General features: G+C 68.1%; 18 protein-coding genes and 5 pseudogenes. 11 read left to right on the top strand and 12 right to left on the bottom strand.

The window, feature by feature from the left end; translation table 11 throughout:
* Positions 1-7 precede the first annotated feature (7 nt).
* A pseudogene (locus FHS34_RS44400) lies at positions 8-440 on the bottom strand (DUF2637 domain-containing protein); the annotation flags it as partial.
* Between the two features lie 640 nt (positions 441-1,080).
* A complete protein-coding gene (locus FHS34_RS08710) occupies positions 1,081-1,458 on the bottom strand; it encodes a MerR family transcriptional regulator (protein ID WP_184963000.1) in 378 nt (125 codons plus the stop codon).
* A 75-nt stretch (positions 1,459-1,533) separates the two neighbouring features.
* Here FHS34_RS08710 and FHS34_RS08705 point away from each other — a divergent pair, with 75 nt between their 5' ends.
* A complete protein-coding gene (locus FHS34_RS08705; RefSeq protein WP_184962998.1) occupies positions 1,534-2,262 on the top strand; it encodes an SDR family oxidoreductase in 729 nt (242 codons plus the stop codon).
* 81 nt (positions 2,263-2,343) lie between these two features.
* On the opposite strand, the pseudogene FHS34_RS08700 reads toward FHS34_RS08705, so the two are convergent.
* Positions 2,344-2,586 (bottom strand): annotated as a pseudogene (locus FHS34_RS08700) (IS701 family transposase); the annotation flags it as partial.
* 140 nt (positions 2,587-2,726) lie between these two features.
* Between FHS34_RS08700 and FHS34_RS44100 the strand changes: the two are divergent.
* From FHS34_RS44100 to FHS34_RS08685, 3 genes are all read left to right on the top strand, one after another.
* Positions 2,727-3,488, top strand: a complete 762-nt coding sequence (locus FHS34_RS44100) for a HEAT repeat domain-containing protein (RefSeq protein WP_376773079.1) — start codon at positions 2,727-2,729, stop codon at positions 3,486-3,488.
* A 496-nt stretch (positions 3,489-3,984) separates the two neighbouring features.
* The gene (locus FHS34_RS08690) at positions 3,985-4,224 is read left to right on the top strand and encodes a hypothetical protein (protein ID WP_184962994.1); all 240 of its coding nucleotides are present in this window, start codon (positions 3,985-3,987) and stop codon (positions 4,222-4,224) included.
* A gap of 84 nt (positions 4,225-4,308) precedes the next feature.
* Entirely contained in the window at positions 4,309-4,725 is a 417-nt protein-coding gene (locus tag FHS34_RS08685; protein ID WP_184962992.1) for an SsgA family sporulation/cell division regulator, read from the top strand.
* 1,108 nt (positions 4,726-5,833) lie between these two features.
* On the opposite strand, the gene FHS34_RS08680 is transcribed toward FHS34_RS08685, so the two are convergent.
* Complete coding sequence (locus tag FHS34_RS08680) at positions 5,834-6,145, bottom strand: hypothetical protein (RefSeq protein ID WP_184962990.1); 312 nt, start codon at positions 6,143-6,145, stop codon at positions 5,834-5,836.
* Positions 6,146-6,494: 349 nt separating this feature from the next.
* On the opposite strand from FHS34_RS08680, the gene FHS34_RS08675 reads away from it, so the two are divergent.
* Positions 6,495-7,655, top strand: a complete 1,161-nt coding sequence (locus tag FHS34_RS08675) for an FUSC family protein (RefSeq protein WP_184962988.1) — start codon at positions 6,495-6,497, stop codon at positions 7,653-7,655.
* 155 nt (positions 7,656-7,810) lie between these two features.
* Here FHS34_RS08675 and FHS34_RS08670 read toward each other — a convergent pair whose 3' ends face one another.
* Positions 7,811-8,092, bottom strand: coding sequence for an NADPH-dependent FMN reductase family protein (locus FHS34_RS08670; RefSeq protein ID WP_245002174.1), 282 nt, complete (start codon positions 8,090-8,092; stop codon positions 7,811-7,813).
* Between FHS34_RS08670 and FHS34_RS08665 the strand changes: the two genes are divergently transcribed.
* Positions 8,091-8,264 carry a hypothetical protein gene (locus FHS34_RS08665; protein ID WP_184964349.1) on the top strand — a complete coding sequence of 58 codons (174 nt, stop codon included), beginning with the start codon at positions 8,091-8,093 and terminating at the stop codon, positions 8,262-8,264. The genes FHS34_RS08670 and FHS34_RS08665 overlap by 2 nt on opposite strands.
* A 119-nt stretch (positions 8,265-8,383) precedes the next feature.
* A pseudogene (locus FHS34_RS42345) lies at positions 8,384-8,569 on the top strand (hypothetical protein); the annotation flags it as partial.
* A 48-nt stretch (positions 8,570-8,617) separates the two neighbouring features.
* Here FHS34_RS42345 and FHS34_RS08660 read toward each other — a convergent pair.
* From FHS34_RS08660 to FHS34_RS08650, 3 genes and pseudogenes are all read right to left on the bottom strand, one after another.
* Positions 8,618-9,170, bottom strand: a pseudogene (locus FHS34_RS08660) (ADP-ribosylglycohydrolase family protein); the annotation flags it as partial.
* Between the two features lie 505 nt (positions 9,171-9,675).
* Entirely contained in the window at positions 9,676-10,119 is a 444-nt protein-coding gene (locus FHS34_RS08655) for a DUF3995 domain-containing protein (RefSeq protein WP_184962984.1), read from the bottom strand.
* Between the two features lie 468 nt (positions 10,120-10,587).
* Positions 10,588-11,109, bottom strand: a complete 522-nt coding sequence (locus FHS34_RS08650) for a hypothetical protein (RefSeq protein ID WP_184962982.1) — start codon at positions 11,107-11,109, stop codon at positions 10,588-10,590.
* A 233-nt stretch (positions 11,110-11,342) separates the two neighbouring features.
* Here FHS34_RS08650 and FHS34_RS08645 point away from each other — a divergent pair, with 233 nt between their 5' ends.
* Together FHS34_RS08645 and FHS34_RS42340 are read left to right on the top strand one after the other, a co-directional pair.
* Complete coding sequence (locus FHS34_RS08645; protein ID WP_225817291.1) at positions 11,343-12,707, top strand: amidohydrolase; 1,365 nt, start codon at positions 11,343-11,345, stop codon at positions 12,705-12,707.
* A gap of 506 nt (positions 12,708-13,213) precedes the next feature.
* A pseudogene (locus FHS34_RS42340) lies at positions 13,214-13,450 on the top strand (DNA mismatch repair protein MutT); the annotation flags it as partial.
* Positions 13,451-13,698: 248 nt separating this feature from the next.
* Here the strand turns inward: FHS34_RS42340 and FHS34_RS08635 are convergent.
* The 3 genes from FHS34_RS08635 to FHS34_RS08625 form a co-directional block, all read right to left on the bottom strand.
* Positions 13,699-15,144, bottom strand: a complete 1,446-nt coding sequence (locus tag FHS34_RS08635) for a Dyp-type peroxidase (protein ID WP_225817290.1) — start codon at positions 15,142-15,144, stop codon at positions 13,699-13,701.
* A 56-nt stretch (positions 15,145-15,200) separates the two neighbouring features.
* A complete protein-coding gene (locus FHS34_RS08630) occupies positions 15,201-15,785 on the bottom strand; it encodes a hypothetical protein (RefSeq protein WP_221508748.1) in 585 nt (194 codons plus the stop codon).
* 164 nt (positions 15,786-15,949) lie between these two features.
* Entirely contained in the window at positions 15,950-17,071 is a 1,122-nt protein-coding gene (locus FHS34_RS08625) for a catalase family protein (protein ID WP_184962977.1), read from the bottom strand.
* A gap of 1,077 nt (positions 17,072-18,148) precedes the next feature.
* Here FHS34_RS08625 and FHS34_RS08620 point away from each other — a divergent pair.
* Positions 18,149-18,652: a hypothetical protein gene (locus FHS34_RS08620; RefSeq protein WP_184964187.1), complete on the top strand. Its 504-nt coding sequence runs from the start codon at positions 18,149-18,151 to the stop codon at positions 18,650-18,652.
* Here FHS34_RS08620 and FHS34_RS08615 read toward each other — a convergent pair.
* Entirely contained in the window at positions 18,591-18,977 is a 387-nt protein-coding gene (locus tag FHS34_RS08615; protein WP_308288267.1) for a transposase, read from the bottom strand. The genes FHS34_RS08620 and FHS34_RS08615 overlap by 62 nt on opposite strands.
* 113 nt (positions 18,978-19,090) lie before the next feature.
* Between FHS34_RS08615 and FHS34_RS08610 the strand changes: the two genes are divergently transcribed.
* Positions 19,091-19,522, top strand: a 432-nt coding sequence (locus FHS34_RS08610; RefSeq protein ID WP_184962975.1) for an IS5 family transposase, incomplete at its 3' end; no start/stop codon positions are given.

Raw genomic sequence — 19,522 nt, 5'->3', positions numbered from 1 at the left:
GTCGGGGGTGCGAGGTGCTGGTGGATCTGGCGCATGAGGACGCCGAAGGCGAGGAGGGCAGCGGTCGGAGGTACGGCGGCGACGACGCAGTCGAGGCGGGGGACGTCGGTGGGGGCGCGGGTGCCGGTGACGCCGGCGACGTTGAGGGCGATGGATCCGAGTGAGCCGGTGGCGGTGAGGGCGATGGCCCACCCGTCGGGCTTGCGGCGCAGGCCGGCTCGGAGCATGAGGAGTTCGCCGGCGACGATGAAGGCGTCAAGGGTGGCGGGCCAGGCCCACTTGCGGGCGGGGGAGTCGCCGAGGCCGTGTTCTCCGGCGACATCGGCGAGGTGGGCGTAGGAGAGCCAGAAACCGGCGGCGGTGAGGGCGAGGATCACGGCCCCCGCGGCGAGGAGGGTGTATCGGTCGGCGGGGTGCGGGGCAGGTGAAGGTGAGGTCAAGAGGGGATGCTCCAGGGCAGGGCGTTGTGGCGATGGGACCGGACGGCCGGGAGAGGGGCCGCGACGTAGCGGCGGCCGTCAGACGACGGGTCTGGTGCGGCGGCGGTCGCCGCCGTCGAGGGTGACGCGTTCGGTCATCTGGGCCAGGCGGGAGGAGACGCGGTCGCCGAGGGCCGCGCGCAGGGCGTCGGTGGTGAGGTTGCTGGTGATCAGGGTGGGGCGCAGGTGCTCGTACCGGTGGTTGATCAGCCGGTAGGTGAGCTCCTCGGTCCACTCGCTGGTCTTCGCCGCGCCGAGGTCGTCCTGGAGCAGCGGCGGGCAGCGCGTCAGGCTTTGCAGGTCACGCTCGTTGTCGAAGTCCCGGCGCGGGCGCAGGCGGGCCTACAGGTCGGCGGTGGCGATGGCTTCCCGGCGCAGGCGGACCCCGACGGTCAGCAGGCTGCGGATCGCCCCGTACGCCTGGTGCGTCTTGCCGGTGCCGGTCGGGCCGACGATCCGCAGCGAGGGGCCCTCTGCGAGCTGCTCGCCAGCCCGCGCCCGGCTCCAGGGGCGTTCGGGGCGGGCGAAATACAGCCGACGGTCCCCGGTGAGCCTGATACACCAGCTGTAGATCGCTGGTGCGACGTCCGACCGACCGCGCCTACGGGTGCGTGTCCGTGATCGCGATGACCTCGTCGAGGCGGTCCAGGGCGGCCTGCAGGTCGTCGACCTTGGCCTGGATGCGGTCGCGCTCGGCGCGCAGCATGGCTCGTTGCTCGGCGTCGGTGTGCCCGGTGTCCCAGCATGGGAGGAGTTCGGCGATCCTTCGGCTGGTCAGACCGGCGGCGAACATCTGCTGGAAGAAGCGCACTAGGGTGACGGTGTCCTGCCGGTAGAGGCGCTGGCCGGACGGGCTGCGCTCCGCGATGAGCAGCCCCTGCTGCTCGTAGTAGCGCACGGCGCGTACCGAGACGCCGGCGTCCCGTGCCACCTCGCCGATGCGGACCAGCCGCTCGGCCGCAGCCTCCGTGACGGTCATGGTGATTCCTCTCGCCCCGGTCCTGACGGCCAGCACTTGCCTCTGACGCTGGCGTCAGGTTTTAGCGTACCGGGCATGGATATCAACAACTCCGTCGCCCTTGTCACAGGAGCCAACCGCGGCCTGGGCCGCGCCTTCGCCCAGCGCCTGCTCGAACGGGGCGCCCACAAGGTCTACGCGACGGCCCGCCGACCGGAGACCGTGGACCTGCCCGGGGTCGAGGTGCTGCCCCTCGACATCGCCGATCCCACGTCCGTGAGGGCCGCCGCTGTGGCCGCCCCGGACGTCTCACTACTCGTCAACAACGCGGGAATCAGTACGGGGACCGACCTGGTGACCGGTTCGCTGGACGCGGTGCGGCACGAGCTGGAGACCAACATGTTCGGCCACCTGAGCATGATCCGGGAGTTCGCGCCGGCGCTCGCCGGGAACGGCGGGGGCGCGATCGTCAACGTCCTCTCCGCCATGTCGTGGTTCGGGGGCAAGGGCGCCAATGCCTACCACCTGACCAAGGCCGCCGCCTGGGCCATGACCAACGGCGTCCGCCTGGAGCTCGCTGAGCAGGGCACACTCGTCACAGCGGTACACCTCGGTTTGGCCGACACCGACATGGCGGCGGGCTGGCCCGTGGACAAAATCGCTCCGTCGGACCTGGCCGACGCGGCGCTCGACGGTGTCGAGGCGGGCTCCGCCGAGGTCCTTGCCGACCAATGGAGTCGGGACGTCAAGTCCCGGCTGCCGCTGACGCCGGAAGAGTTCAACGCCGCGATGGACCGCGCCCTGGCTGCGCTGATGGCGGCCTGAGGGGCCCTCGGGTTGGCGCTGACATCGGTGTGTTGCGTCTTACGGTCGGTCAATTAACACTCCCTCCGTAATTGTGGATCGTCATGTTGTGGCCTCGCGTCGGCGGTAGTGGCAGTCGCGGGCGCGGGCCTGGCGTCGGCGACGCCATAGGGACCAGCGCAGGCGATGGTCGCGTTGGTCGTTCGGGTATGCGGCGGGCAGGGCGAATAGTCGCTGCATTTCGTTGCAGGTGAGGGGGATGAGTCCGGCGGGGGCGGGGTGTTCGCGGTGCTCGTCGGCACGGATGACGGCCAGGAAGGCGTGGGTGAGCATCGCGAGGGTCACCTAGCGCAGCGTCCTTCGGCCTGGCCCGCCAGGTCGCCGTCCACGGCGCCTCGCAAGATCGCACGGGCATTCGCCGCGCGTTCGACCAGGCCCAGGACGCCATGAGCTGCGCCGGCCTCGGCGCACACCGGCCCGGGTGGATGCGAGCGTTCTACGACGAAGCCGAGCTGCACTCCTTGGCTCTGTCGGCGTGCCTGTCGCTCGGCGACTACTCGACGGCCGAGTTCCACGCACACCGCTGCCTCGCCGCCCTGCGCCCCCATATGGTCCGCTCCCGAGTGATCACCACGACTCGCCTCGCTCACGCCCAGCTCGCGCTCAGAGCGTTCGGCCCGGCGGCGGCCGGCGCACAGGAACTGATCCGGTCGCTGACCACCGCCACCGACGCGCACATACGGCCTGCCGCCGTCGCCGCGCTGTGGACCGTCGGCGGTGACCTTACCGAGGCCATGCCGCACCTGCTCGGCCTCCTCGACGACGACATCACCTTCGCGATCAGCGACGCGGCCGATCTGCTCGCCGAGATAGGCCCGCCCGCCTCCGTCTCCCTGCCACGCCTGCGAGACCTCCTGACGCACGACTACGAATGGGTGCGCGTGCATTGCGCGGCCGCGCTCTGGGAGATCGGCGGCGAGGCCGAGGTACCGGCCGTCCTGGAAACACTGCTGCAGGCCATGGCCCAGAACCCCGCGACGGCCAACCAGGTCGTGGCCTGCCTGAACCGTATGGGCCCCCTCGCGGCACCCGCCCTGCCCCTCCTCCGCGAGCAACTGGCCCTGCCCCGGCGCGGCGGCAGGCTCGCAAGCATCGACCACGACGAAGAACTCCAGGGGGCATGCCGCACCCTCATCGCCCGGCTCGACCCTCCACCGCCGGGAGCACCCGCTGCCCGAACAGCCTGAGGCTGCGGCGAGCAGCTGTGTGGCCGAAGCGGGCGTGGATATCGATCATGAGGCCGTCGGTGGTCGCCGCGGTCTGCTGCACCGGCTTCTGCCTGCTGCCACTGGCAACACCGTGACCGGAGAGGGTGCCGACCGATACCCGGCAAACCGGGAAGAGGGCCTGAAAGGGATGAACCATGTCACATGAATATTGGTTCAACGTTCAACTGAACGGGAGTAATGTCGCTCCCGCCCCACAACCCCGGGGCATCGCCCGGGCCCTACAGGGCCACGGTGCACATCAAGGAGAAAGTCCATGAATCACACATTCGGACGCCGCGCCGTCACCACGGCCGTCACTCTCGCCGCAGCAGCCGGCACGTTGCTGGCCGCGGGCACCACCGCCTCGGCCGCTGCGAATCCTCCCGCCGGCCATGCCGTTGTCTCTCGCACCGCAGACGCCGCACCGCACGCAGACCGCCGTACAGAGCGGAATGACCACGGCGGCGTAGCGGACTTGAGCGAGCGGAGCAGGTACGACCGCCGCCACGACGGAAACGAGTACTGCGGGGACCACCGCGGCGATCGGCGCTTCGAGGGGCCCCGCCACCGGGAGCGGGAAGTCCGGTACTGGTACAGCAGCAAGCACGGTCACCACTACCACTATGACGGTCACCGCCTCTACCGGTGGGACCACGGCATGTGGATCGTCGTGATCAGCGACAGCCACGGCTTCGACGGCAGCGTCTTCCGCTGACCCCACAAATGGCGAGCGCCGGGTCCGGGCACGCGTCACAATCGCCCGGTCCGGCGCGCCCCGATCCCGAAACGCGTCGAAACCATGACCACTTGCATTGACCACATGCTCGACATGGAACTCGAGACCTTTCCGGGCGTGCGGATCGTCGTGCCCACCCATCTGCTCTACAGATCGCAGGACCCGCTCGCGGTTCAACTCCTCTTCCACGACAGCGTCCAGGGCCTGATCCCGTGGGTGTTCGCGCGCGACCTTCTCGCCGAAGGGACCCGGGCTCCGACCGGAACCGGCGACGTGCGCATCTGGCCCACAGGAACCGGCGCCGAGGCGCTCGTACACCTCCTGCTGTCGTCCCCGCACGGGTCCGCCCACCTCATGGCCTCGCTCCCGGAGGTCGAGCAGTGGGTGCGCTCGACATACCGGCTCGTGCCGACTACCGAAGAGACCCAGGCCCTCGATCTCGACACCCACCTCGCTCGATTCCTCAACGGGACACCGTGAGCCCCTCGGGCAGTCGTGAAGCCCGCGTCAGGTTCTGGGCCCGCCGGACGGGCCGGCTTTGGCAGCACCTGTGATTGTTCGTTCGTGACGAGCGTGCATCCGGCGCCAAGTGCGCTCACTCCAATCCGTCTTCATCCAGCACTTGTCGGGCTGCGAGTCCCTCCGAACGGGACCGCCCGACCGAAAAGGCGGCGACGCCAGCCCGTACACAAGCACCCCGCATTTCGTACAGAGCTGTGCCTGCAGCCCACACCTGCCGGCACAGCTCCTCATCATCCCTCTGACGATCGGACCGCCAGGCCCTTCAAGCCCGAGCAAATGCACTTGCGTCCAGCAGATCCGCGGCGGACCGCACCGACTCCGCGGGCCTGCGGCGCACCTGACAGGCGCTCACCTCCGGTGCCGAACCGCCCCCGTCCCCCCTCGGCGCGACGTCTCAGGCCCCGGCAGGAGGCCCCGGCGTGCCCTGAAAAGGGGGCACGCACAGGCAATGGCCGCCCCTCCCGACGCCACGGCGGCCACATCCCGACGGCCACGCCAACTCGGTGACAGGAAAACGGATCTACCCCCCCATCTACCGGCGTATGCGTCGCCGGGCACGCCGACTGGGCCACCCCGTTGGTGGCGCGACCATGCACGCCAGGCGGAAGCAGAGGGAGGTAGGCCCATGCAGGCGGCGCCGGAGCGAAGGGCCGCGGCGCCTCCGAAGGGCGCATCGCCGGGATGCCTAACCCGCACGGGTCCAGGCCAAGGCATTCCCCGGGCGTGAAAAGTCCGCCCATGGCTTTCAGGGCCGGATGCTGCGCCTGGGCATGGACAGGCGCGACGATCGTGCAGCGCAGCGCATCCTGTGCCAGCGGATCGGGCGCCGGTGTTCCACGCAGCCGGATGGTGCTGTCAGGGACGGTCGACCCCGCCGACGCCGAAGGGGCTCGCGACGGTGACCGACGCCAGTGCCGGGCCCCTACGCCGGGGCGTTCCACGCTCAGTCGCCGGTGGCGGCGTGTGCGTCAGGCCGGCGCGGGGGCCGCACGCGGTCAGCGGCAGGAAATCTTGGCCGGAAGGCGTGGGGGCGCACCAACGCCGTAGCCCGCCCGTCCGTGACAGCTCACCGACCGTGGCCGCCGGCGGCCACGAACATGGCCAACTGGTCGCTGATCCAGGGGTCGAACATGGCCAGCTGGTCGGCGACCCAGGAGTCAGGGCGGTCGTGCGCTCCCCGCGGCTGACCGGCGTACCCGGAGCCGTTATTTCGGTCTTGGTGACCGGGGAGGTTTCGGCTGTCGTCGGCGGCCGCCTTGATGTGCCCGTCCGCCTGGAACGGGGCGGCAGTCGCGGAACCACCGGCCGCCCACAGGGCACCCCCGATGAGCGCCGCGGAGACGCCCGCACGCGCAACACGCGACATGATCTTCTTCATGATCTTTCCTCCTTGGGCAGCCCGGCGGCCTGGTCACTGCGAACGGTGGAACCCGCCGGTGCCACTGCGCTAGAGAACATACGCACCCCCCATATGGTTGAACAATAAACTATCTCCGTGAGACAAAACACGCGCGTGGGGAGGAATGGACAGACCGCCAGGCGTGGCATCTCGCGGGCCGGTCCAGCCTGGTCCGGCCCGCGGTCGCTCATGCCGGGCCGCCCGCCACGCAGCCTGGCACTCCGGCGCGCCGCCCGCCGCGGGCGTAATCCCGGCGGTTACCACCCCCGGTTTTGGACCGTGGTCGACGTCACGGCCAAAAAGGGCAAACGATGCCACTATCGATATCGTGCAAGATTCAACCATCGTTGTGGAGCGTACGGCGCTGACGGTCAGCGCACCGGTACGCGCCCTCGCCCGCCGGTTCCAAGGCAAGCGCGCCGATCATGTGGTGCACGGGGTCAAGACGGTCATCGCGGCCCTGCTGACCTGGGCAGTCGTCGCCCCGTGGGTACCTCAGAACCAGCCTTACCTCGCCGTCGCCACAGCCGTGCTCATGGTCAATGCCTCCACGGTGTACGAGTCGGTGAGGAAAGCGGCGCAGAGCGTAGGGGCGAGGATCGCCGGTCTGATCATCGCCCTCGCGGCCGCGCGGCTTCTCGGACCGACCGCGGGCGCCGTCACGGTCATCGCTCTCATCGCGGTCCTGGCCGGTCCCCGCCGCACCGCCGACGACCGTCTCCAGATCGCTTCCACGGCGGTGATCGCATTGACCGCCACCGCCACCGATCCCATGGGCCACCTCTTCTACCCCGTACTGCAGACGCTCACCGGCGCGGTCGCGGGCATCGCGGTGAACGCCCTGGTGCTGCCTCCGCTGTATCTGAACGAGTCCGACTCCGCTCTGCGCGACCTCGCCGATGCCCTGGGTTCACTGCTGCACGACATGGGATCCGGCCTCGCCCGGCGACAGCTCTCCTCGAAGGGCTACGGCTGGCTGCACCAGGCCCGCGCCCTGGACAAGCGGCTCACGCACGCGGAGCAGCAGATACAGCAGGCCGACGAGAGCCTGCGCTGGAACACGCGCTGCGTCGCGCACACGCGCCGCAGGAACACGGCGCACACGAAGAGCGATGCGTTCAAGGTGCTGCGCGGCATAGCGATCCAGGTCCGCGGAATCGCCCGCACCCTGGCCGACAGCGCCCACGACGGGCACACCGATCACCATCTGGGGCAACAGTTCCTCGACCGGTACTCCCAGGCCCTGCACCTGGCCGCCGCGGCCGTCCAGGGGTCCGTCGAAACCCACCTGATCGCAGACACCTCCGACGCCTCCCCGCGCGAACGGCTGCGGACAGCGATCGAGGAGACCCTCACCTGGCACCATGCCATCACCGACATGATCGGCCTGGGACGACTCACCAAACCAGGCGCATGGCACGTCTACGGCTCACTCATGACAGACCTGGAAAGGCTGCTCAGCGACCTGGACCACGCACACAAGCACTGACCCAGCCCGCCCCGGATGACAGCCCCGGGCCACGTGCTCCCCCCACCCAGACGTCAATGCAGAGGACGGGCGCGGCGCGGTGGGCATCGGTGGCACGACAACAGCCGGCAACCCGCGCGAAGCGCAAGCCGGAGGTCGCAGCGCAGACGCGTCGGTCACGTCTCTCCCAGCAGCCGTTGCATGGAGGCGAGGTCCTCGTCGACGATCTCGCGATGTGCACGAGGTCCGCACGCGCGCAGCAGGCGGCTGAAGTCGGCGGCGGCAGCGGTGATGCGTTCTCCCAGGGCGCCTGTCCGGGTGACGAAGTCGCTGGTCGCGGCGTAGGCGGGCCGGGGCGAGACGATCGCGTGCAGGTACGAGAACATTGGCCGCAGGGCATGTTCGAGTACCAGAGAGTGCCGCTCGGTGCCGCCGGTCGAACCGATGAGGACGGGCATGTCCGCCAGGGCCTGTTGCGGCATCACGTCGGCCGACTGGCTCCACGAAGCCGGCATCCACTACATCCAACTGCACGCCAGCGAGGCCGGAAAGCCGGTCTACGAAGCTGCGGGCTTCGTCATCGGCCGCTACCCAGGCATGGACCTGATCACGACATCCCCCGCCAGATGACCCCTGATGGAACCGATCAGGGGGAGTACAGAGATGGGTTCTCAAGCGCCACGTCTTCCCGGGCAACCCCGCCGATCCGGAGGCCGACGGGGAGGCGACGCTGAAAGCCTCGCTGCGCCGTTGATCTGCGCGAGTTGCAGGGGCAGGAGCGACTTGATGTGTTCTGCGGCTTCTTGCGGGAGATCGGGCGGCGGTTGGGTAAGCCGGTGTTGATGCATCCGGAGGGTGCCTATGGTGATCCGGTGCTCGGATTCGATGTCGAAGCCGATCGAGTCGTCCTCCTTGCGGAGCCACGGGTCAAGTGACTGGGGCTGAGGGCCAGAGTTCGTGGAGAGGGCGGAGCAGCACCCGGTTCAGCCTCCGAGGCGGCGTGCAAGATGGAGCAGATCTACCAGGCGCCCCACCCGTCCGTCGAAGCCTGGGAGGGGGACATGGAGTGGCTGGGTCCAGCGGGCGCGGATTGCGTCCAGCCCGTAATACGCCCCCGCGAGGCCTCCGGTCACCGCGGCGACGGTGTCCGTGTCGCCACCGAGGTCGATCGCCGCGCGTATCGCGTCTTCGAAGCTGGTGGTGGTGCGCAGGGCCCAGACGGCGGAGCCCAGACAGGGCCAGTCGGCACCGCTGGACTCGGTTGCCTGATCGGGGTGCCAGTCGGGCAAGAGGACGGTGGCGTAGCGGCTGCGGTGGTCGGGTGGAATGAGCCAGGATGTCCGGGAGCGCGGTGAGGGGGTCGGTGTCCTCGAACGTGACGCGGATGAGTTCGTGGAAGATCGCGGTTCCTTCCCAGGCCGCGCGGTCACCATGGGTGAGAGCAGCGATGCGGCGCGCGGCGTCCATGGTGGCTTCTTGGCCGGCGGCCGCGAAGTGGACTGCGGAGGTCGATGCCCGCATCAAGGAGCCACGGCCGTCGAGGTATGCCTCCCGCAGTTCGATCTCGATCGCGGTGAAGTCACGGAGGTAGGCCGCGTAGGCCGCTGCCTGGGTGTCTCGCAGCCACTGCTGATTCTGGTTGCGGCGATCGACGACCGCGCCGACCAGGTGCCGGTGACGTTGCGGCGGCGCCGATGCCAGTGGTCATTATGGCGTCCCAGGGAGCGGACACGCTGTGGCCTCCTTCGGCGTTGATGCTGCTCGGGATTGGGCCTGGCAAACGATTCGATCATGGGCCTCGGCCGCGTTCACCAGCCCCCGCCCGATACGCATGGTCTTTGCGCGCAGGCGTCACGAGGTGGGGAACAAGAGCATGTCTGGGGAAAGACAGAAGCACGGGTGAGGATTTTCAAGGCTCTGTCCGCAGTTACGTGAACGCTGATCGGCTCTCCCTCTCCGGGTTCACTGTGCCCTCCTGCCTTGGGGCGTGTCCTGTTGATCCGCCTCGACCTGTCGGGCCCTTCAGGGCGGGCAGGGTGGGTCAGGCTTGGCTCCGAGGGCTGATGCGGCGGCTCCAGGTCCGGGCTGTCACGTAGCCGGTCAAGCCGCCGAGGACGATGCACAGCGGGGAGTACAGCAGCAGGTCCCAGTGCCGGAACTCGGCCGGCGCCTCGCCCAGGGCGAAGCCCGAGACGACCAGGTCACCCAGCCCGCGCATCGACAGCACACCGCAGATCGTCCACAGCCCGCCCCGGACCAGGCGCGAGGCAGCCAGACGGTTCGCCGGCCTGGCGCCGGTGACGACGAGCCAGGAGGCCACGCCCAGCAGACCCGCGACGGCCAGCGTCAGCGGGCGGGACGGCAGCTGCGACTCCTCCACCCCCACCACGGCGGCCGCGTACTCGGCCCGCGAGTCCAGCGGCCAGGGGGAGAACACCCACACCGCGTGCAGGGCCCCAGCCGCCAGCAGACCCGCACTCGCCACGGCAGCCGCGGCCCGAACTCCAAGGCCGGCACCTGCCGTTGATACAGCGCCCGGCCGTCGTGGCCCCTCCTCACACTCCGCCGGTCCGAGCACCCATGCCACCAGGTTCATCCCGCCACCCCTTCTGAGACAGTTCCGCAAACGCAACTGCGCCTCAGCGTCTCTCCTCGCGCCCGCCAGCCGCTCCGGAACATGGTGCAGAACGCCGCCCCACAACCCCGTGTCCGGGAGGAACAGGCCCAGGTCGACCTTCACGGCGATCTGCTGATCACCAACAAGGAGCCAGGCGTCGTCGCACCGAAGGTGGGCTGCCATGCCCTCAATCCTGCACACGCAACGGCCTTCAAAGGTGGTGGCGACACCATCAGCCGAACGAGCGTCACCCAGCGTGGTCACCGAGCCGCTCCTCTACGGCCGAGCTTCGAAGACAGTCACTTGAGGAAGGGCCGTCGGCTTCGCCGTCCGCTCTCAGCGGACACCATTCGCTCCCGCCTGCGTCTGCAGGGCATCCACCAGTTGAGGCTTGATGCCGAGGGCCAGGAACGCCACGCGCCCGGCACCGCGCCGTTCGATCTCGAATCGGTGGAAAGCCAGGAGGAGCGTCAGGTTGGACATCCACTTCAGCTCGGTCACCTCTGTCCATGCCACCACATGGCGCACTCGGCCAAAGGTGCTGGTGACCACCAGACCGCGCGTGTAGAGGTAGCACCTGCGGAGCCCGAACCTGGCGCTGAGACCGCGCCAGGCCAGCGTGAGACCGAACAGTGAGAGCATCACGGCTCCCATCGTGATGACGCCCTTTTGGAATCCCGACGAGAGGACGACCAGACAGACCAGCAAGGCGACGAACACCCCTGCGAGGAACCGCCGTGCGAGCTGTGCGAGGGCGCCCCACAGCCCTGCGACGGCATAACTTCCTCGCTCCTCGCCGAGACCGAGTGCCTCCGCGCGATCCCGCACGGAGGCCTGTCGACCCTGTTCCGAGCCCATGCTCCCCCTCCACAACGTTCGGCGTCCCGAGTCAAACGGCAGGACCCGGGCCGGCACCCCTGGATTCACTTCGTTACGGAGGCATCCTGTTCGTCCGGAGAGCGCAGTCCGCCTGGGTTACCTGGGGCGCGGTAATCGCGGGCCGACGATGCGACGGCTGCCGCAGTCTCGACGCACACCGTGACAGCTCATTCCGTGCGTTCCGGTGCTCGACCCGTACGACGGAGGCCCACATGCCCACCACCGCGCCGCCCCCGCTGGGGGCCCTGGCCGCTGAACTCGCCGCGCTGCGTCCCCGCATGGAGGCGGTGAGCCTGGCGATCCACGCGCGGCCGGAGCTGAAGTTCTCCGAGTTCCACGCTCAGGAGTCGCTGACCCGCTGGCTCACGGAAGCCGGCTTCGCCGTGACGGAGGCGGTGGGCGGGATGGACACCGCGTTCGTGGCCGTGCACGAGGGCAGCCGGCCCGGCCCGTACGTCACCGTCCTGGCGGAGTACGACGCGCTGCCCGGCGTCGGGCACGGCTGCGGGCACAACCTCATCGCAGCCGGGTGCGCCGCGGCCGCGATCGCCGTCGTACGGGCCTTGCCGTCGCACCCGGGAACGGTCGCCGTCATCGGCACGCCCGGCGAGGAGATGGGCGGCGCCGGCAAGGTCCGGCTGGCCGAGGCCGGGGTGTTCGAGGGCGTGGACGCGGCGATGATGTTCCACCCGGCCGACCGCTCCGTCACCACCCAGCACTCGCTGGCCGCGGCGCACCTGCGCGTCGCCTTCACCGGCGTGAGTGCGCACGCCGCGAAATCACCGTGGGAGGGCCGCAGCGCACTGGCCGCCGCCCAGTTGTTCCTCACCGCCCTCGACGCCCTGCGGCAGTTCGTCCCGCCGACAGCACGCCTGCACGGCGTCGTCACGGACGGCGGGCAAGCCCCGAACGTCGTTCCCGCCCACGCCGCCGTGGAGTTGTACGTACGGGACCGTACGGCCGTATCGGCCGGGGCCCTGGTCGAGCGGGTCCACGCGGCCGCCGAGGGAGCGGCGCTGGCCACCGGAACCGCGGCCGAGGTGTCAGAGACCGGACCGCTCTACGCGGAGCGTCGCGACAGCACCGTGCTCGCCGAACGGTTCGGGCAGGCCGTGCGCGCACTGGGCCTGGAGATAGCGCCCGCCGGTCCGGAACGCCCCGCCGGTTCCTCCGACATCGGCAACCTCTCGCAGCTTCTGCCGGTGATCCACCCGTACATCCAGATCGCCGAGCCGGGTACGCCCGCCCACTCCGAGGCGATGCGCGAGGCGGCGGCGACCTCGCTCGCCCACGACCGCACCGAGATCGCGGCGACCGGTCTGGCCCGCGTGGTCGCCGAACTACTCTCGCGGTCGAGCATGCGGACACTCCGGGTACGACCTTTGTGGTCACCACCGACCAGCCGCATCCGAGCAGCTGGATCGGTCGCGAGGCTGAGCCTGTACTGCCGTCTGATGTGGCTGCGGCTGTTCGGCTTGCCCTGTGGGAGGGCTGGACTCCGACGACTCCGGGCTCCGCCTTCCACCTCGACCAGTCCGCCGGCTTCACGCCCTTGTACTGGGCGATGTGGAGAGTGAACACCGCTTTAGGAGTTCGATCTCCTCGCCTTGGTCCGGACTCGCCTCCGGCAACGGTGCCGGACGTGGTTGCCGCGTGTCGCTGCCGTCCACGCTCGTTGATGTCAGCGGAAAAGCTCCGGCACCGCGCAGGCCTCCAAAGCCTCGTCCGGCGGGTCGGCTCAGCGCCACCAGACATGCCGACTGGCACACCCCGAGAGCGACCGGCAGGCGCGCCGGCCATCGTCCTCCCGCTTGCAGAGCACGAAGCCGCCGAACCGCATGGGCTGGCTGCACTCAGGACAGGCCGGGGCTTCTTCGGACATGCGGAGCACCCTAATGAGCCTCAGCCGACGACAGCCAGCCACGACGACGGGTGCGCTGACCGTTCAGGCGCGCGTATGCCTCGCCGGTCCCCCACCGGCCTCAGCCACGCTGCTTCTCTGCTCTGTCGCCATCGATCCGCTGTGACGTGCGGCGACTGAGCGTCCTTCGACGGCCCGAGGACGGCCAGGGAGGGCGCTCACACGGCGGTCTACAAGAACATGAGCCGTGGCGTTGTTGCTCTCGTCTTCCTGTGTCGACCGGTCGCCGGTGCAGAACGCACGTCAAGCGAGTCGACCGCCGTGAGATGGCTGACCCCGGAGGAAGTCGAGGGGGCGATGGGGGAGGCCTACGCGGTCCGTGTGCTCGATGCCCTGGACACCGCAACCGCTCCGCACGTCCGCTCACATGACGGCCGGCACCTGCTCGAATCCGCCTGAGTCAACATCAGCACGGTCGCTTCTGGTGGACGAGCCGTGGACGGCAAGAGGCGTGTGTGGGATCGGTCTCGAACTTGTTGATGGTCAGGCCACGAGCAGAAGCGCCGCTCCCGGCATCGGGGCCGGCCGTACCCTCGCCCACCGCGGGCACCTCCCGTCCTCAGCGGGCCAGGTCCCCGCGTCCTGAGCCAGATCGGTGCAACTCGGGGTTCGTGAAGCTTGCAGTCGTCAGGGGGTCGCGACGGCTTTCAGGATGGTTCGGCCCGTTCATCAGCCTGGCCGCTGGATTGGCGGAGCTCCCCGATCCATCTCAAGGCGGACAGGGAGGGCATGAAGAAGTATTCGCCGCCGCGCAGCACGTTGAATGTCTGGATGCCGTGGATGCGGCGCCGGACCGGATGTTGCGGGATGGTGAACGTCGCCCCGTCCTCCTGCAGCCCGACGTTCGGATCGCGTTCGTCGCCCAGGTCCATGAAGTTGCCGTTGTTGATCCACTCTTGCTGCAGGAACTCCATCGTGGCCATTGCCTTGGCGCTGAGGAAGATGAAGTAGGTGCCGCGTGCTACCTCGTCGTCCTGCTCCGAGGTCGCGTCAGGGTCGTAGGGTGCCCCGTAGGTCGTGCTGCGCCGGATGATCCGGTGAACGTTCACGTCGGCGAGTAGGGCCATCTTGGTGTCGCGCGGGTTCATGCGCCGCATGTGTGAGCCGAGCGGCACCTGCCGGCCGTGCGGATCCGCGGCGTAGGTGAAGTCGTTGTTCCGGCGCGCGTCCGCGCCGAGCGCTGGGTCGTCCTGCGTCGGGGCGAGCGTCAAGGGCGCACCGCTGCGCCAGCGGCCCACCAGCTTCGCGGCGAGCAGTTCCCGCTCCTGCTCGGTCGGCGCATGCTCGCGCAGGAACCGGTTGAACGTCCCGACGCGGGCCTGGTAGTTGCGCAGCCCGACGAAGGTGCCGTTGCGGCCCAGCACGTCCGGGCGGGGCATCGGCAGCGGCACGCCGGCCTCGCCGGGGTAGCCGAGGATGAATTCGCCGGCCTTGATCGGTGGTCCCTGGCCGGGCAACGAGTCGACGCCGCAGCCCTCGATGGCCGGCTGGCCGATCGAATCTTTGTAGCCCAGCGGATTGAGGTCGCCTGGCTGGGCGCCGAAGTCCTGCATCAGCATTACGGTGACGCCGGAGAACCCCTGATACTGCTGGCCCGCGGTCTCCATCGCGCGGCGCCACTTGTCTTCCGTGTCGCTGAAGATGCTGACCGCGATGTGGATCTCCCCGGTGCCGAAGGGCCTTTCCCAGTTCGTCGGGTCGTTTGGTCCGTAGTCCCGGAGCTTGTCGGCGCGTGCGGCCATCCCCACGCGGAATGCTTCGGGGAAGGACCGGAGCGAATCCTCTGGCAGGCCTAGAGCCACCAGCCCGGTGGAGCTGATGGCGATTGAGGTCCAGGCGTCGCCGGCCTCCCACCAGTCGGCGGCAGAGTCGACATAGGGTGTCAGTCGCTGCACGAATTCGCGGCCGGCCTGGGCATCCTCCACGTGGAGCATGACGTGCGTGCCGTAGTAGGGCTCGGGCCGATAGCGCAGCACCGTCGCCTGGATGTCGTCGAGCTCTACGGTGACGGGGGTGCGCGGAAGGTCGCCTCCGAGGCGATCGACGAGCGGCATGGCGTTCTCCCCACAAGAAACCGAGGCGAGCCGGCTCACGGGGACAGTCTGCGGGGTGGCGCGGCCGCACCCCGCAGACTGACCGGGTGGCTGGACTAGTCGCTGATCTTGTCCAGGAATTCTTCCAGCGCGTGGCCGACGCGGTTCAGCCGCTTGGTCTCCGCCACCGTCAGATCTGGATTCGCGACGTACCAGCCATCGGCCGGGATCTGGTACTTCGCGATCCAGTCCTTCACCGACGGGCTGCGCGTTCCCGGCCATCCCACGCAATTGCACATAAACAGATCCAGTTCGTCCGGGATCTTCGTTGCGAAGTCGTCGATGTAGGGGTCCCACTCATCGTCGTAGGCGGTGCAGAAGAGCAGCTTCGTGTCGCTGTCAAGGAATACGAAGCGCATATCGTGGACGGTGCCAACCCTGTCTGTGTCATCGAAGTTTCCGTCCCGCAGCTGCAGGAAGGCGCGCAGTCGCTCCGCTCCACCTTCCACGAACGGAGCGATCAGGGTGAGCTCCGAGACCCTGCCCTGACGGCTGCCGACCCGGCCAGCGGATTCCATCCGCGTTCGCGGCTTCCCCACAAACGACGTCGCGTCTTTTCGGAGTACGTTCTCCAACGCCTGCTTTCCCACCTCCGGCGCGTCGGCGTAGAGCTCTCGCAGCTTCTGGATCTTCTGCTCCACGGCCTGATCGGGTTCCGGTGCGGTCGCTGTCCCTTCTTGCATTGTCATAGCCGTCCTGTCCTTTCGATCCGGTTCGATTCCTGCGCCCGGATAATGGCCACACGACCCACGGATGCGCCGCGGACCGGGTGGTTACCGCCCGAGCCGGGCCCGTGGGCCTCTGATCACGGCAACACCGAATCGGCACTGGTCGGCTCGGCTTGCGGCTGGTGGTTGAGCGTCCGGCGGACCTTGGCCGACGCCGTGTAGATCCGTCGCACGTTCATGATTTCGCCCAGCGGGCGGTGAGCGGACGTGACACGCCACTGATTGAACGCGAGCGCGTCACCCTTCTCGAAGTTCTCAGGTCCCGAGATGTCCTGGCGCGGTAGATGCACGCGTCCCACGGTGACAAAGGGAGACAACTTTTCGGGCCATTCCACGGTCAGGACGTTCACTGGCATCGCCGTGAGGTCCGTGCACAGCTGGACCTGAAGATCGAAATCGAATGGTCTCGCCTGTAGCTCGTCCGCCAGCGTCGGATAAAACACGTCCGGGCCAATCGTGAGGTCAAGATCACGATGGATCACGTGCGTGGCGCTCTCCGCGGCCGGCGCGACACGTATCTTGGCGATGTAGTCCCCATGACGTACCGCGCCCATGCTCCAGAACGTGGTGAGCAGCGGATTGCGCACATGCGTCTGCGTTACCAGTCTCACGATCGCGAATAGCTCGTCCCATGCCCACTCTTGCTGCTCCAGCTGGCCCTTGCCCGTGAGCACTTCCGCCAGCAGCTCGTGGAGACCCGCCTTGCCGCGCGTCAGGTAGTCCTGCGCGTTGTTCGCGATGTCCTCGATGAACAGGTAGTGTTTCGCCGTATTGCTGATGAAGATGGGATTATTTTTGAGCACGAGATCGAAGGTGGTCGAGTCCGGCTCGTCTTCGACGAGTTTTGGTCCGTCGATATCGAATATTTTGATCGCGAAGCCAAGGCCGGGTCCGAGTTGTGCGTCCGTGCCCAGGTGGGTGGACGTGCTGGAGAAGCGAATCAGTGCGCCGTGGCGGCCCGGCTTGGCATAGATGCCCTGCGCATACGCCGCCGGCACATCAGCCAAGATCTCGACTTCTGCCTTGACCAGGCCGAATGACTTCGCGTGCGCGCCGCGGACGGCCCGCCCGGTGCCCTCGGTACTCGGCGATGCACGGCCCTTTTTCTCCCAGAAATCGATGATCTGTGCCAGCAGCTCGTCGAGATGGGGATCGATGGTCTCGATCTCAGGGGTATAACGAACGAACTCGGATGACATCTGTCGCTCCTCCAAGTCGGTCTCGCTTGTCCCGTTCGTTCAATGCTTGTGGCTCTGCTGAACTCCCGAGCAATATTTGGCGGCCAAGTACAGCCTTTGAGTACTTCTGGACTCGATGGTCCCGAGTGTGCCCGGCACTGTCGGCGACTGGCGGAGGTTGCCGCTGTTGATCCACTCTTGTCCGAGAACTATCCATCGCCTCGGCACTAACTCTGATCATTCATGCGCCCAGCAGATGGGAGGTGACCTCGTGCAGGTGATCTTTCGTCGTAAGCCCGTCGTCGCTTGCCGGTGTGAGTCCGGTCCGGGTACCCTGGTACCTGCCAGGAGGCCCCAATGTCCGAGCACGCTGGGGCCCGGTCTTGAAACGGGTCAACTACAGACTGGGGCAGTCGCCGAAGGCGCATCACCCGACCTGAGCTGCATCATTACGGTGTAATCATCGCATGCGTTGGGCAGGAGTGCGCGCCGTTCGAGGGCGGCGGTGATCTGTGCACTACTTCGACGTAATACACGATTCGTTCCTGCCTCGCTATCTTGAGGTGCTGGCTCGCGACGCTCGAAAGGCGACGGAGAGGCTCGATGAACACTCGGTAGAGATCGCGGCAGGTGTTGGGTACTCGGACTTTTCTGTAGGTCACCAAAATTTGCGGCCGCTAGAGCCCAATCACTCGTACCTAACTCAACTATGCACGATGCACATCGGCCGATTGTCCCAATTCTTTGGCCATCTCGGTAGATAAATCTAGCGGTGAGATATCGACTATCCGTGGCTGGATAAGCCGCCCGCTGAAGGCGAGTAGGTCGGTGGAGCTGCTTTGGGCTGGAGCTGATTTGGCGCGAGTGATCATGGCCCATTCCGCTAGCCAGCGGATCGGGCAGGTTTGTGAGCCTGCCCGTTAGTGCCACGATCTTGGGCCATGATCTTCGAGGCTCGCGCCAAATTGGCTGCCTAAGAGGTCGTTCTCTTTCCGAACCTCACGTGCGGTTTCCGCTGGTCCGGCATGAGATGGCGGCTGGCACGGAAGTCTCGGTCCGTTGCTGACCGAGGTGTCGTGGGGGTGGCGGATGCCGTCGATGCGGGCGGTGTTGGAAGCGCGGCGGAAGGCCGCGGCGGTGCGGGTGGAGGATCTCGAAGCCGAGCTGGAGCAAGTGCGGGCGGCTCTGGTGGAGGCGGAAGAGGTGCTCAGGCGCCGGGTGATCGGCCTGGAGCAATATCTGGAAGCGCTGGCCGAGGAGGAGGCGTCCGCCGAGGCCGTCGTGTCGCAGAGGAAGCCGGTGGGTCCGCGCCGGGCGGTGCCTCACCGCCAGGCCGCGGCCGGAACCGAGGTGCTGTCGGTGGACTACCAGGCGTTGATGGCCGCCGCTGCGCAGGCGGCAGCCGACGGGCTCGGTGCCCGGCGGGCAGCGGTGGTGCTGGGCTGGGACAGTGCTTCCGCCTCCCGGGTCGAGGGCGCGAGGGCCCGGCTGAAACGGCTCGTGGAACGGGGCTGGCTGGTCGAGGAGAGACCGGGCAGGTTCACGCTGCCCGCGCCGGAGCAGGACGCTGCCGGCGCTGGGCGGCCAGGCGGCGGCTCATGAGCATGGTCATCGACCACAGGATGACGGCCTCGCTGGTGTCGGTGCGCCGTTCGAAGTCACGGACCAGGCGCCGGCTGCGCAGGAGCCAGGCGAAGGATCTCTCGACGATCCAGCGGCGGGGCAGAACCTGAAAACCTTGGACGTCGTCGCTGCGGCGGACGATGTCGAGAACGAGTCCGAGGTTCTGGGTGGTCCAGTCAATGAGGTGGCCGGTGTAGCCGTCGTCGGCCCAGAGGTGCGCCAGCCTCCGAAAGTGCTCCTTCGCCGCGGGCAGCAGAACGCGGGCGGCGTCCCGGTCGGTCGTGGAGGCCGGCGTGACCAGCACGGCCAGCAGGAGTCCGAGCGTGTCGGTGAGCAGGTGCCGCTTGCGCCCGTTGATCTAGGCGCTGTTTCTCGGATCTCCCTGCGTGAGTGGGGCGTTGGGGGCAGGCTGGCTGCATGGGACGTGGTGACCTGACGAATGCGGAGTGGGATCGGCTGGAGTCGTTCTTACCTCGTGGTGGTGCGCGTGGGGGCCGGTGGAGCGATCACCGCCGGGTGATCAACGGAGTGCTCTACCGGGTTCGTACTGGGGTGCAGTGGCGGGATCTGCCGGAGCGGTTCGGGCCGTGGGAGACGGTCTATAAGCGTCATCGCCGCTGGTCGGCGGACGGGACCTGGCAGATGCTGCTGTCGAAGGTGCAGGCTGCCCAGGACGCCGTCGGCCGGATTGACTGGGACGTGTCGGTGGACTCCACGGCGGTGCGTGCCCACCAGCACGCCGCCGGAGCAAGGGAGACGCCGCCCGCCGCCGTTCCTCAAAAGGGGGTCCGTCGGCGGACGAACCAGGTCGATCCGGTGCTTCGGAAACTGGCCGGCCGGCTGGAGGAG

Source organism: Streptomyces echinatus (assembly GCF_014203595.1).
Taxonomy (GTDB): domain Bacteria; phylum Actinomycetota; class Actinomycetes; order Streptomycetales; family Streptomycetaceae; genus Streptomyces; species Streptomyces echinatus.
The sequence above is the reverse complement of the archived record's forward strand: the minus strand, read 5'-3'. Positions and strand labels throughout refer to the sequence as shown.